This window comes from Micromonospora sp. NPDC047521 (assembly GCF_055587305.1).
Genome location: NZ_JBVJGN010000003.1, coordinates 343,327 through 356,994, shown reverse-complemented (window position 1 = coordinate 356,994; position 13,668 = coordinate 343,327). Strand labels below are relative to the sequence as shown.

Below are 13,668 nucleotides of genomic sequence, written 5' to 3'. Positions count from 1 at the left end.
TCCTTCGCGCCTCGCGTCCTTCGCGCCTCGCGTCCTTCGCGCCTCGCGTCCTTCGCGCCTCGCGTCCTTCGCGCCTCGCGTCCTTCGCGCCTCGCGCCTCGCGCCTCGCGTCCTCGCGTCCTCGCGTCCTCGCGTCCTCGCGTCCTCGCGTCCTCGCCTCCTCGCGTCCTCGCGTCCTCGCGCCAAGATCTCCGCAACTTCCCCGATGTTGCTGTCTCCGACGCGCGGGAGGCACCAACATCCCTGATGTTGCGCGGATCTTGATGACGTGCGCCCAGGCGGGTAGCCGCGAGGGCCCGACGACCCCAAGATCGTGCTCGAACCAGGATGTAGTGGCCTCAGCGACGCGGCGATGCCACTACATCAGTGATCGAGCGCGATCTTGGGGTCGTCGAGGCAGGCTCAGCCGCGCGGCGCGTCGGCGATGACCGAGTTGGCGAGCCTGTCGTGCAGGCCGCGACGGTGCTCGTCCATGATCAGCGCGGGGACGACGAGGGCCAGCAGGAGGCCCCGGATCAGTCCCCGGAGCACCCCGATGCGGCCACCGTCGTGCCAGTTCACGCAGCGGATCTTCGTGATGTACATGCCCGGGGTCTGGGCGAAGAGGCCGAGGAAGAGGCCGTACACGACGACCAGCACCAGCACGGGGGCCCAGCCGTCGCGTACCGGGTCGGCGAAGATGTTCGACACCAGCAGGCAGAGCACCCAGTCGATGATCAGCGCCCCGAACCGCTTGCCGAGGCTCGGCGGGGTGAAGGTGGGATCGGTGGCCGGTGCTGCCGGGACGTGCGGAATGGTCACAGCGGTCAAGGGTATCCGCGCCCCTGACGACGGACCCGAGGGCGTCACCACCACTCCGTGCCGATCAGGACCAAAGGCATCAGATGTCACTACACTGGTACAGCCGGTACGACGCTCGCGGCGGGCCGGAAGCGTGGACGGGGCGTCGCTGACGCTCCGCGAGGGACGTAACACGGCAGAAACACCGGAGACATGGCCGGGCAACCCCCCGGCCATAGCGTCGCCAGGAGCCTAGCCACCCCGTGGACGTGCCAGGAGGATGTGTGTTCGCCAACCCCGAGGAACTGCTGCGATACCTCAAGAACGAGGACGTGAAGTTCGTCGACGTTCGTTTCTGTGACCTGCCCGGCGTGATGCAGCACTTCAACCTGCCGGTCGAGTCCGTCAACGACGACCTCTTCACCGACGGCCTCGCGTTCGACGGTTCGTCGATCCGCGGTTTCCAGGCGATCCACGAGTCGGACATGCTCCTGCTCCCGGATGTCGCCACCGCTTTCATCGACCCGTTCCGCGCGCAGAAGACTCTCGCGCTCAACTTCTTCATCCACGACCCGTTCACCCGCGAGGCGTACAGCCGCGACCCCCGCAACGTGGCGAAGAAGGCCGAGGCGTACCTGGCGGCGAGCGGCATCGCCGACACCGCCTACTTCGGCGCCGAGGCGGAGTTCTACATCTTCGACTCGATCCGCCACGAGACCTCGGCCCACCAGTCGTTCTACTACATCGACTCGATCGAGGGCGCGTGGAACACCGGCCGCGAGGAGCCGGGCGGCAACCGCGGTTACAAGACCGCGTACAAGGGCGGCTACTTCCCGGTGCCGCCGGTCGACCACTACGCCGACCTGCGCGACTCGATCGTGCGCCGGCTCGTCGACACCGGCTTCAGCGTCGAGCGTTCGCACCACGAGGTGGGCACCGCCGGCCAGTCCGAGATCAACTACCGGTTCTCCACCCTGCTGCACGCCGGTGACCAGCTCCAGCTCTTCAAGTACATCGTGAAGAACGAGGCCTGGGCCAACGGCAAGACCGCCACCTTCATGCCCAAGCCGCTGTTCGGCGACAACGGCTCCGGCATGCACACCCACCAGAGCCTCTGGCTCAACGGTGAGCCGCTCTTCTACGACGAGACCGGCTACGCCGGCCTGTCCGACATGGCCCGCTGGTACATCGGCGGTCTGCTGCACCACGCGCCGTCGCTGCTCGCCTTCACCAACCCGACGATCAACTCGTACCGTCGTTTGGTGCCGGGCTTCGAGGCGCCTGTCAACCTGGTCTACTCGCAGCGCAACCGCTCCGCCTGCACCCGCATCCCGGTGACCGGCAGCAACCCGAAGGCCAAGCGCGTCGAGTTCCGCGTCCCGGACCCGTCGGCGAACGTCTACCTGGCCTTCTCGGCGATGATGATGGCCGGCCTCGACGGCATCAAGAGCAAGATCGAGCCGCCGACGCCGATCGACAAGGACCTCTACGACCTCCCGCCGGAGGAGTGGGGCGACGTCAAGCAGGTGCCGGGCTCCCTGTCGGCAGTGCTCGACTCGCTGGAGGCCGACCACGACTACCTGCTCGACGGCGGCGTCTTCACTCCCGACCTGATCTCCACCTGGGTCGACTGGAAGCGCGCCAACGAGGTCGACCCGGTGCGCCTGCGCCCGACCCCGCACGAGTTCGCCATGTACTACGACTGCTGAGCAGTCAGATGCACGACGACTGCTGAGCAGTCGCTAGAACACTGGTCGGGCCGGCTCCGCTCACCGCGGAGCCGGCCCGGCTCGCTTTGCGCCGCCCCCCCGGCATACCTTCGCGTCCGATATATTGCCCGTGTGGACACACCACTGCGCGAACCGACGTTCCTGATCCTCACCGCGCTGGCCGCCCAGCCGATGCACGGCTACGGGCTGATCGGTGAGGTCGCCGCCCTGTCCGACAACCGGGTGTCGCTACGCCCCGGGACGCTCTACGGGGCGCTCGACCGGCTGGTCGACGCCGGCCTCGTCGAGGTCGACCGGGAAGAGGTGGTGGACGGCCGACTGCGCCGCTACTACCGCCTCTCCCCCGGCGGCGAGACCACGTTGAGCGCCGAGACCGAGCGGCTGCGCCGCAACGTCGAAGCCGCCACCATTCGGCTGTCCAAGCGCACTCGCGCCGCCCTCCCGACCACCCCACGCACGGCCGGAGGGCTGGCATGAACGACCTGGAACGCCGCTACCTCCGGCTGCTGCGCGCGTACCCCGCCGACTACCGGCGCGCCCGCGGCGCCGAAATCGTCGGTACCTACCTCGACCTGGCCGCCCCCGACCAACGCTGGCCGGCGCCGGCGGACGCCGCGGACCTGGTGCGCGGCGGCCTCCGCCAGCGGCTCCGAGCCGCGGGCGTCACCGACCTGGTCCCGGGGGTACGCCTCGCGGCGCTGCTGGCCCTGGTCACCGCGAGCGCTCTCGCCGGTGTCTGGGGTACGGCGGAGCTGCATCCGCCGCCCGTGGAGTGGGGCGTCCCCCACGTCGGCCCGTTCGTCTCGCTCGGTGTCGTCGCGTGGGCAGCATGGCTGCTGGCGGCGGTCGTGATCGCCGTCGCGCCGAGCCGGGTCGCCCGGTGGGCCATCGCCCTCGCGCTCCTGCTCACGATTGCGCTGCCACCGGTCGCCGCGGCGCTCGATGCACTCCGACCGCCGCTGATGGTGCTGCTGCCGCAGGTGGTCCTGGGCCTGCTGGGGCTCGCCCTGCCCGGTCGGCCCTCCCGGGCGATCTGCCTCGCGCCGGCGCTGTCCGCCCTGTTGGCGGTGGTGGCGACAGAATTCCTGGTGGGCTTGGATGCGGTCGGCACGTACTACGGCGCCACCCTGGAGATCTTCCTGCCCACCGTCGGCGGGCTGTTGCTGCTCGTCGGGGCTCTGCTGGCTGCGGGTCTGGCGCTGGGCGGGGACACCCGCGGTGGCTGGGCGCTCGTCACACTGCTCACCCCCGCCGGCTTCCTGGCGGTGCCCGGCCTGGCTGACAGCTTCGGCCCGGGACAGGGCGGCATCACCTTCGCGGAACTGGCGGTGACCGCTGGGGCCGTCGCGATCGTCGGCCCTGCCGTCCTGCTCCTGACCGTCCTGTTTCGCTCCCGCCGGGCCTCCACCCGCCAACCCTGCCCCACCTGCGGCGCGCGAGCCTGACCACATCCCCGCCGCGCCGCACCCCTCACCCCGCTCCGCTGCGCGCCACCCCGCCCCACCCGGGCCGGGCCGGGCCGGGCCGGGCCGGGCCCAAAGATCGTGCTCGATCCTGGATGTAGTGGTCTCGAACCCGCAGGACGCCACTACATCCATGTTCGAGCACGATCTTGAGCCGCACGACGATGACGATCATGAGGTTGGCGAGGCATTCCGTCCAGGTTGCCCCGTCAACCTCATGATCAACGACGACTGCGGCGGGTGGTGCGAACGAGGACGGTCAGGAGCAGGGCGGTCATCGCCACCGCGCCCGGGGCCTTCGTGAAGCGGGCCAGGTTGGTGCCGTCGGGCAGCACCAGGACGGTCGCCGCGGCGACCGGGAGCACGAACCACGTCGTCCGGGCGGCGGTGAGCGCGAGCAGCGCCAGCGGCCAGGTCGCGTACCAGGGGTAAAAGACCGGGGACAGGACGACTGTGGCGACCAGTGCCAGCGCCGCGCCGTGCAGCGCCACCCGGGAGCGCACCACCTCCACCCGCTCCCCGTCGACACACGCCCCGTCGAGCCGCGCCCCATCGAGCCGCGCCCCATCGAGCCGCGCCCCATCGACGCCCGCTCCGTCGACCCGCCGGGCGTCGTTGGATCGGTGCAGCGGCTGCCAGGCCCGCCACCAGAGCACCGCCAGCACCCCGGCGAGCAGCAGCAGCGCCACCGCCCGAACCACAGGCACCGCCTGCGGGTTCCGGCCGATCAGCTCGCCGGCGTAGTCCACGACGAATCCGACGGCGGTGGGCGGCGAGGTCCACTGCTCGGAGTCGCCGCTGCGGGTGAGCCCGCCTACCCAGCCGAACCCGAGACCGGACAGCGCCGACGCGGCAAGCACCGCGCCGAGCAGCCCGCCGGTGAGCCAGCCGCCGTCGCGCAGCAGCGCCCGTACGGTGCAGCGGCCCCGCACTCCGGCCAGCACGGCGAACGGCACCACCACCACGGCGCTTGCCTTCACCGTCACCGCCAGACCGAGCAGCGCCCCGGCGAGCAGCAGCGCCGCCGGCCGGCCGGGCCGACGGACCACCACCAGCAGTCCGCACAGCAGCAGGCCCAGCATCACGGCGTCGTTGTGCGCGCCGGCCACCAGGTGTACGCCGACGAGCGGGCAGGCCAGCAGCAGCCAGACCGCCCGTCGAGTTGGCACTCCGAGCGCCCGGGCCAGTCGGGGCAGACAGAGCGCGGCCAGCAGCAGCCCTGCCACTGCGGTGACCCGTAGCAGCACCAACGTCCCGGTGAGCCCGCCGCCGAGGTGCACCGCGAGTGCGGCGAGCAGGACGAACACCGGCCCGTACGGCGCCGGGGTGTCCCGCCAGAGCGGCGCCACCGTCTCCACCCACGGGCAGCCGGCCGCGGCCACCCCGACGGCGTACGGGTCGACGCCATGCGCGTACGTCCAGCCCTGGCAGCCGTACGAGTAGACGTCCCGGCTGCCCAGCGGCGGCGCGACGAGCAGTGGCAGTGCCCACAGTCCGGCGGTGACGTACGCCCACCGGGCCGACGGTGCTCCCCCGCGCAGCGACCACCATGCGCCGACCAGCAGCGCGGTGCCGGCCAGCCAGCAGGTGAGCGTGGCCGGGCCGTTCGGGGCTCGCCAGATCGACAGGGGTGTCACGCCCAGCGGAACGGCGTCGGGCAGGGCCCCGCCGAACCGGCCGGCCACGGCGAGCAGAACGGCGCCGAGCAGGCCCGCGTACCTGGCGGGCGAGGCACCGGGAGCGGTCACCGGCGCACCTTCCCTCAGTCGGCGGCGACCGGCTGACGGGCCGCCCGAGCCGACCGTACCAATCGGACGACAAGCACGATCACCAACAGCGTCATCAGTGGCGCCCCGACGGTCTTGGTGTAGCGGGGCAGGCCGGTGCCGTCGGGCAGCACCAGGAACGAGGCGACGAGCGCGACGACGATGAACCATCCGGTCCGTCGGGCGGTGGCGGCCAGCACGACCAGCGGCCACGTCCAGTACCAGGGGTGCACGACGGGGGCGAGCGCGACGGTGAGGGCTAGCGCGAGGCCGGCGTGGTGCAGGGGGTCGCGGGTGCGGGCCCGCCACCAGAGCCAGACGAGCAGCACGGCCAGGATGACAACGGCGATGCCGCGCGTCACCGGCAGCGCGTCGATGTGCCCGCCGAACAGCGCCGCGACGTAGCCGACGGTCTGCCCGACGGCGGTCGACGGGGAGGTCCAGGCGACGGCTGCGCCGCCCTGGGAGAGTCCGCCGACCCAGCCGAAGTCCAGGCCGCCGAGGACCGTCACCCCCACGACGGACACGGCAGCGCCGGCGACCACCCAGCCGCCGTCGCGGATCAGCGTCCGGAGCCGGTACGGTCCGGCGGTGGCCGCCAGCGCGGCGAACGGCACCACCACCACGGCGGTCACCTTGATCGCCACCGCGAGTCCCAGGAGCAACCCGCCGACCAGCAGCATGGCGCGACGGCCCGGGTGGGATGCCACGACGGCCAGCCCGCCGACCAGCGCGGCGAGCATCAACACGTCGTTGTGCGGGCCGCCGATCAGGTGCGCGGCGACGAGCGGGGATCCCAGTGCCAGCCACACGGCCCGCTGGGGCGGCACACCGGCCCGGCGGGCCAGGGCGGGCAGCGCCCACGCGGTCAGCACCACGCCGATCAGCGACAGTGCCCGGAACAGCACGATGCTGGCGGTCAACGAGCCGGTGATCTTGACCACCGCGCCCGCGACGAGCACGAAGAGCGGCCCGTACGGCGCCGGGGTGTCGCGCCAGATCACCGACACGCTGTCCAGCCAGGGGCAGGGCAGCGCGGAGACGCCCTGCTCGTACGGGCTGACGCCGCCGACGAAGCTGGCGCCCTGGCAGGCGTACGCGTACACGTCGCGGCTGCCGAACGGCGGCGCGACGAGCAACGGCAGCAGCCAGAGCCCCACGGTGACCAGTGCCCACCGCGTCGACGGGCCTCCGTCGCGCAGAGCCCACCAGGCGTACGCCATGAGGCCGGTGCCTACCGCCCAGGCGGCGAGGATCAGCGGGCCGTGGGGCCCCTGCCAGATGCTGACCGGGGTGCTGCGCAGCGGGCCGCTGGGGAACGCGCCTCCGAGGTAGGCGGAGATCGCGAGCAGCGTCGAGCCGGCCAGGCCGGTCCAGCGCGCGAGGTGGGAAGGCACGCCCGACATGCTGCCAGCACCTCGGTCGGGGGACGACGGCAGCACCGTCAGCAGTGGTTCGCCGGCGTGAGTCCGCTGGACACCGTGTAGTCGCCTGCCGCACGGACCCGCACCTCGGTCCACCCGTCCGCGCCGGGGCGTACGCAGCCGTCCGGGCCGGTCAGCGACAGCCAGCGTGACCAGCGCACCCGCACCGGCACGTCGCCTGGCGCGGCGGTCAGGCGGACCGAGCCGCGGTCGGCGGTGACGAGCTGCCCCGGGGCGCCGACCAGCGGTGTCGGGTCGACCACTGCGTACATCCGCCAGGTCGGGTCGCTCCAGACCTCCCGCAGGTAGGGCAGGCCGGCCCGGATCAGCGCGGCCTCGTCGCGGCCCCACCTGTCGGTGGGAGCGTCCGGGGCCAGCACCACGTGGGTCACCGCCTCGCGGCGGAGCCACGTCTCGTACGTCCGCGCGTCAAGGCTGCCGTCGTAGAACAGCGCGTTGCGGTCGCTGTCGACCTGGCGTTCCCAGCCGCGGGCCAGGGGGACGGTCGGCGGTAGGTACGCGGACTCCCAGTGGTCCCGCAGTGGCACCACCTCGACCCGCCCGACCGGCTGCCGCCTGTCCAGTTCGGCGACGAGCGGCCGGTAGAAGCCCGCGGCGCTCTCCGGCGAGCCGGCGCGGGTCACGTCGCTCGTCATCACCGGCGACTGCCACCACACGGTGGCGGCGAGCAGCCCGGCCAGCCACGGACCGGGCAGCGCGGCGTACCCGGCGAGCACGGGCAGGGCGAACAGCATCGGCAGTCGCAGCGCGTTGGAGCCGATCGGGCTGGGCACGTAGTACGCGCCGACCAGGAGCAGCACGGTGAGCGCCGCGCCGATGCGCAGCACCCGGCGGCGGCGCGGCAGCACGACCGCCACCAGCACCGCGAGCGCGACGTTGATCCGCATCGACTCGGCCGAGTACGGCTGGGTGCCGCCGTTGCCGAAGAGGACCGCGACAGGTGCCAGCGTGACGGCGGGCGCCACGGCCAGGACGAGCCCCTCGGCGACTGGGCGGTCGATCCGCCAGCCACCGGGCAGCGGGCGGCCCGGCCCGGCGCCGGTGCGCAGGGCGGACAGCAGCAGCGCCGCGCCGGCCAGGCCGGTGAACAGGCCGGCGACCGGGCTCGCCGCCGTGGCCAGGGCGGCGCATCCGGCGGTGAGTACCAGCCTCAGCCAGCGTGGCGGGCGTTCCGCGCTTACCGCGCAGAGCGCCAGCAGACCGAACGTCAGTCCGACGGCGAAGGTGATCCGACCGCTGGCCAGATTGCCGACCAGCACCACGGCGCCGAGGACACCGGCCAGCATCGGCCGGCGGGCCCGGTTGCGGGCGAACAACCACGCCAGCGCGGCGGCGCCGAGCACGGCGGCGAGAGCCCCCAGCGGGCGCACCCCGACCAGCGCACCCCACCTGGCCGTGAAGAGGCTGTAGCCGTACTGGTTGACACCGCCGTACCAGCCGAGGTCGATCGGCGTGGCACCGTACCGGTCGGCGAACCCGGCGCGGGCCACCTGGGCGGCGAGGTCGGTGCCCATCGGCGGCGCGAGCAGGAACGCGACGGCGAGCACCACCGCGACAGCTGTCGCCGCCGCCCAGCCGGCATACCGTCCGGCCGGGCGCGTCGACGCGTCAGGCATCGAGGACACGTTCCGTGGCGGCTCGGGAGCGGCGGGCGGTGCGCAGGTACTCGTCGAGGAACTCCCCCGGGTCGTCGCGGCCGAGCAGCCGGACCACCCCGGCCAGCTCCACCCCGTGCCGGGGCAGCTGGTCACCGGCCCGACCCCGGACCAGCATCAACGCGTTGCGGACCTGCGCGGCCAGGGACCAGCCGGCGGCCATCTCCGCGGCGTCCGCCGGGTCGACCAGGCCCGCCTCGGCGGCGGCCGTGAGGGCGTCGAGGGTACGCGTGCCGCGCAGCGCCGGATTCGCGCCGGCGTGCCGGAGCTGGACGAGCTGCACCGCCCACTCCACGTCGGCGAGCCCGCCCCGGCCCAGCTTGGTGTGGGTGGCCGGGTCGGCGCCCCGGGGCAGCCGCTCGGTTTCCACGCGGGCCTTGATCCGGCGGATCTCGACGACCTGTTCGCGGGTCAGCCCGTCGGCGGGGTAGCGCACCGGGTCGATCATCGCCTCGAACTCGGCGCCCAGGTCGGCGTCGCCGCAGACGAACCGGGCACGCAGCAGCGCCTGCGCCTCCCACACGCGGGACCAGCGGGCGTAGTACTGCGCGTACGCGGCGAGACTGCGCACCAGCGGACCCTGCCGGCCCTCCGGACGCAGGTCGGCGTCGACGCCGAGCGGCGGGTCGGGGGCGGGTACGCCGAGCAGCCGGCGCAGTTCCTCGGCGATGCCGTGCGCGGCGGCGCTGGCGGCGCTCTCGTTGCCGCCGGCGGGCGGGTCGTAGACGAAGAGCACGTCGGCGTCGGAGAGGTAGTTCGACTCGTACCCGCCGAGCCGGCCCATGCCGATGACGGCGAACCGCAGCCCTTCCGGTGCCGGTTGGCTTGCCTGGGCGGCCCGCAGTGCGGCGGCCAGTGTGGCGTCGGTGACGTCGGAGAGCGCCGTGCCGACCTCGGTGATGTCGGACAGCCCGGGTGCCCGCTTCGCGCCGTCCGCGCGGGTGGGTGCGGGTGCGAGCGCGCCCGCGCGGCAGAGCACGTCGGCGCACGCCACCCGGACCAGTTCCCGACGCCGCAGTGCCCGCACCGCGCTTGTCGCCTCCACCGGATCGGTGTGCCGGGCCGCCGCCGCCAGGAACCCCTCGCGCAGCACCTCGCGGGAGCGCGGTGCCAGCTCGTTCTCCTCGGCCAGCAGCCGCAGCGCCTCCGGGTCGCGGGCGAGCAGGTCGGCGACGTACCGGGACAGGGCGAGGACGCGGGCCAGCCGCCGGGCCACCGGGCCGCCGTCGCGCAGCAGCCGCAGGTACCAGGGTGTGCTGCCCAGCTTGTCGGAGACCTTGCGGTAGTTGAGCAGCCCCCGGTCCGGTTCCGGCGCGTCGGCGAACTCGCTGAGCAGCACCGGCAGCAGGGTCCGCTGGATGGCCGCCGTGCGGCTCACCCCGCCGGTGAGCGCTTGGAGGTGGCGCAGCGCCCCGGCGGGGTCGGCGAACCCGAGGATCTCCAGGCGGTGCCGGGCCGCCTCCGGGGTGAGCCGCAGCCCGTCGGCCGGGACCCGGGCCACCGACTCCAGCAGCGGCCGGTAGAGCAGTTTGGCGTGCAGCCGGCGTACCTCGGCGGCGTGGGTGACCCACTCGGCCCGGAAGCTCTCCACGGCGCTGCGCCCCGGCGTGGCGGTGAAACCCAGCGCGGCGGCCAGCCAGCGCAGCGCGGCCGGCTCGGTGGGCACGGTGTGCGTACGCCGCAGGCCCTGTAGTTGCAGCCGGTGCTCGACGCTGCGCAGGAAGCGGTAGCCGCGCAGCAGGGCCTCGCCGTCGGCGCGACCGACGTAGCCTCCGGCGACGAGCGCCCGCAGCGCCGGGAGGGTGCCCGGCGCCCGCAGCGTCTCGTCGCCGCGCCCGTGCACCAGTTGCAGCAACTGGACGGCGAACTCGATGTCGCGCAGCCCGCCGGGACCGCGCTTGATCTCGCGTTCCAGCTCCTTGGGCGGGATGTGGTCGATGATCCGGCGACGCATCGCGCGGACGTCCTCGACCGCCTCGGGCCGCTCGGCCGCCCGCCACACCAACGGCGCGAGCTGGTCGATCCACTCCTGGGCCAGCGGCAGGTCACCGGCGGCCGGGCGGGCCTTGAGCAGCGCCTGGAACTCCCAGGTGCGCGCCCACCGGCGGTAGTAGGCGAGGTGGCTGGCGAGGGTACGCACCAGCGGGCCCCGGTTGCCCTCCGGGCGCAGCGCCGCGTCCACCGGCCACGCGACAAGCCCACAGATCTGGATCAGCCGGGTCGCCACGAGGGTCGCGGCGGGCAGGTCGGCGTCCTCGGCCGCCACGAAGATGACGTCCACGTCGGAGACGTAGTTCAGTTCGCCGCCGCCGCACTTGCCCATCGCCACGACCGCCAGCCGGGGCCGTCCGGTGCCCTCGGCCAGCTCGTCGACGGCGATCTCGTACGCCGCGGCAAGCGTCGCGTCGGCAAGCGCGGACAGCGCGGCCATGGTCTGTTCCAGGCCGCGCCCACCGGTGAGGTCGGCCGCCGCGATGCGCAGCAACGCCAGCCGGTACGCGGCCCGCAGCACCGCCACCGGGTTGCCGTCGCCTGCGGGTTCCAGCCGGCCCTCGGCGGTGGGCGCGAGCCCGTCCGGGGCGGTACGCAGCGCCTGGTAGTGCTCGGGGTGCGCCACCAGGTGGTCGCCGAGCGCCGACGAGGCGCCGAGCACCGCGATCACCCGCCGTCGCAGGCCGGGATCGGCGTGCAGGTCCGCGAGCAGCGCCGACGCGGTGTCGCCTGTCGTGCGTCGTTCGGTTTCGACGATGCGGTGCAGTTGGCGCAGCGCCAGGTCCGGGTCGGCGGCCCGGGACAGCGCGGCCAGCAGTTCGGCGGCCGGCTCGTCGACCGGCTCCTGCTCGTCCGGTCGCCACAGCCCCAGCCCGTCGGGGCCGAGCAGGTCGGCGGCACGCGCCCCGCCGTCGCCGTCGGCGGTGCCGAAACCGTAGCGGGCGAGCCGGCCCGGCGCCCTGGTCGGCCGGCTCATCAGTGCCCGAGCAGCGGCAGGCCCCGCCGCACCGTACTGTCGTCCAGCTCGCCGAGCGCGAGGGCGGCGAACCGGGCGGCGAACGGCTGCCAGACCTCCTCGACGTCCACCATCACCGAGTCGCACGCCGCGACGACAAGTTCGGGGTCGTACCCCAGTTCGGCGAGCTGGGCCGAGTCGGTGGCCCAGTCGGCGATCATCGCGGTGTCGCACTCGATGTGGAACTGCAGGCCCCACGCCCGGTCACCGAGCCGGAACGCCTGATGGGGGTAGCGGGTGGAGGCGGCCAGCAGGGTGGCGCCCCGGGGCAGTTCGGTGATCTCGTCGGAGTGCCACTGCAGGACGTCCGGAATCAGCGGCACGTACCGGAACAGCGGGTCGTTCTCGGCGGCGTCGCGCCGGCCGACCACGCCGGGGCCGATCTCCGGCCCGGACGGGCTCCGCTCGACCAGGCCGGCGTGCGCGGTGGCGAGCAGCTGCGCGCCCAGGCAGACGGCCAGGGTGGGCACCCGGTAGCGGACCGCCTTGCGCAGCAGGCCCTCCACGGCGGGGAACCACGGCGCGCCGGGCGAGCCGTCCGGCAGCGGGTACGCCTGCTGGTCGCCGCCGAGCACCACGAGCGCCGCGTACCCGTCCAGGTCGGCGGGCAGCTCGTCGCCGGCGTGTGGGCGTACGACCCACAGCTCCAGCCCGGCCTCGGTCAGCCACTCACCCAGCCGGCGGGCGTCATCCGTCGGGTCGTTCTCGATCACCAGCGCGGTTGCCACCCGTCGAGGCTAGCGGGTTCGCCGCGCAGGGCCACGCCCCGCCACGGGTCCGGCCGCCGGGCGCCGCCGTTCGCTGACGGTGTGGCTAGGCTCTGCGGTTGTGATCAGCGAGGATTCGGCAGTCGTCCGCCCACCGGTGCTGCGCCCGGGTGACGCGGTGGCACTCGTGTCACCGTCCGGGCCGACGTCGCCGGAGCGGGTGGCACGAGGGGTGGAGCTGCTCACCGGTTGGGGTCTGCGGCCGGTGCCGGCGCCGAACGCGTACGCCCGGCACGGCTACCTGGCCGGTACTGACGACGTACGCGCCGCCGACCTGAACGCGGCCTTCGCCGACCCGGAGATCCGGGGGGTGATCTGCACCCGGGGCGGCTACGGCGTCCAGCGGATCGTCGACGCCATCGACATGGCGGCCGTGCGCCGCGACCCGAAGGTGGTGGCCGGCTTCTCCGACATCACCGCGTTGCAGTTCGCGCTGTGGCGGGGCGCCCGGCTGGCCGGCGTGCACGGCCCGGGCGCCGCCTGGCGGGACGAGCGCACCCCGCTGCGCTCGGCCGAGTCGTTGCACGCCGCCCTGATGACCACCGGGGAGGTGACGGTCAGCGCCGTGCCGGGCGAGGACACCTTCGCCGTCCGCGTCCCGGGTCAGGCCACCGGCACCCTGCTCGGCGGAAACCTGTGCATGATCGTCGCGTCGATCGGCACCCCGGACCTGCCCGACCTGACCGGGGCGGTGCTGTTGATCGAGGACGTGCAGGAACCTCCGTACAAGGTCGACCGGATGCTCACCCAGCTGCGCCGGGCCGGCGCGCTGGACGGGCTGGCCGGGGTGGCGCTCGGGCAGTTCACCGACTGCGGGGACGGCTGGGACACCACGATCGTGGACGTCCTCACCGAACGCCTCGGCGACCTGGGCGTACCCGTTCTCGGCGGCCTCCCCATCGGCCACGGCCCCGACCAACTGACCGTCCCGGTGGGCACCAGCGCGACCCTGGACACCGAAACCGGAACCCTGACCGTCTCCCCCGCCGTCCGCTGACCCCCGGTGATCAAGAGATTCGCGTCAGAATCCGGGCCGGAACTGACGCGAACCTCTT

The 13,668-nt window shown here is 73.6% G+C and carries 10 protein-coding genes; 4 read left to right on the top strand and 6 right to left on the bottom strand.

Annotation, left to right across the window (positions count from 1 at the left end):
- Window positions 1-402: 402 nt before the first annotated feature.
- Complete coding sequence (locus tag ACZ6N8_RS09345; protein ID WP_466008808.1) at window positions 403-801, bottom strand: RDD family protein; 399 nt, start codon at window positions 799-801, stop codon at window positions 403-405.
- A 263-nt stretch (window positions 802-1,064) separates the two neighbouring features.
- Between ACZ6N8_RS09345 and glnA the strand changes: the two genes are divergently transcribed.
- From glnA to ACZ6N8_RS09330, 3 genes are all read left to right on the top strand, one after another.
- Entirely contained in the window at window positions 1,065-2,489 is a 1,425-nt protein-coding gene (gene glnA / locus ACZ6N8_RS09340) for a type I glutamate--ammonia ligase (protein ID WP_139583267.1), read from the top strand.
- 132 nt (window positions 2,490-2,621) lie between these two features.
- Window positions 2,622-2,987, top strand: coding sequence for a PadR family transcriptional regulator (locus ACZ6N8_RS09335; protein ID WP_466008806.1), 366 nt, complete (start codon window positions 2,622-2,624; stop codon window positions 2,985-2,987).
- On the top strand, window positions 2,984-3,955 hold the full coding sequence (locus ACZ6N8_RS09330; protein WP_466008804.1) for a hypothetical protein: 972 nt from the start codon (window positions 2,984-2,986) through the stop codon (window positions 3,953-3,955). Before ACZ6N8_RS09335 ends, ACZ6N8_RS09330 begins: the two co-directional genes overlap by 4 nt.
- Before the next feature lie 239 nt (window positions 3,956-4,194).
- On the opposite strand, the gene mptB (ACZ6N8_RS09325) is transcribed toward ACZ6N8_RS09330, so the two are convergent.
- From mptB (ACZ6N8_RS09325) to ACZ6N8_RS09305, 5 genes are read right to left on the bottom strand one after another with little or no spacing between them, the layout of a single operon-like run.
- Window positions 4,195-5,721, bottom strand: a complete 1,527-nt coding sequence (gene mptB, locus ACZ6N8_RS09325) for a polyprenol phosphomannose-dependent alpha 1,6 mannosyltransferase MptB (RefSeq protein ID WP_466008803.1) — start codon at window positions 5,719-5,721, stop codon at window positions 4,195-4,197.
- A gap of 14 nt (window positions 5,722-5,735) precedes the next feature.
- Window positions 5,736-7,136 (bottom strand): polyprenol phosphomannose-dependent alpha 1,6 mannosyltransferase MptB, encoded by a 1,401-nt coding sequence (mptB, locus tag ACZ6N8_RS09320; RefSeq protein ID WP_466008802.1) that lies wholly within the window; start codon window positions 7,134-7,136, stop codon window positions 5,736-5,738.
- Between the two features lie 47 nt (window positions 7,137-7,183).
- Complete coding sequence (locus tag ACZ6N8_RS09315; RefSeq protein ID WP_466008800.1) at window positions 7,184-8,800, bottom strand: hypothetical protein; 1,617 nt, start codon at window positions 8,798-8,800, stop codon at window positions 7,184-7,186.
- Window positions 8,793-11,807 (bottom strand): bifunctional [glutamine synthetase] adenylyltransferase/[glutamine synthetase]-adenylyl-L-tyrosine phosphorylase, encoded by a 3,015-nt coding sequence (locus ACZ6N8_RS09310; protein ID WP_466008798.1) that lies wholly within the window; start codon window positions 11,805-11,807, stop codon window positions 8,793-8,795. Before ACZ6N8_RS09310 ends, ACZ6N8_RS09315 begins: the two co-directional genes overlap by 8 nt.
- On the bottom strand, window positions 11,807-12,574 hold the full coding sequence (locus tag ACZ6N8_RS09305) for a type 1 glutamine amidotransferase (protein ID WP_466008796.1): 768 nt from the start codon (window positions 12,572-12,574) through the stop codon (window positions 11,807-11,809). Before ACZ6N8_RS09305 ends, ACZ6N8_RS09310 begins: the two co-directional genes overlap by 1 nt.
- Before the next feature lie 100 nt (window positions 12,575-12,674).
- Here ACZ6N8_RS09305 and ACZ6N8_RS09300 point away from each other — a divergent pair, with 100 nt between their 5' ends.
- Window positions 12,675-13,610: a S66 peptidase family protein gene (locus tag ACZ6N8_RS09300; protein ID WP_466008795.1), complete on the top strand. Its 936-nt coding sequence runs from the start codon at window positions 12,675-12,677 to the stop codon at window positions 13,608-13,610.
- Window positions 13,611-13,668 lie beyond the last annotated feature (58 nt).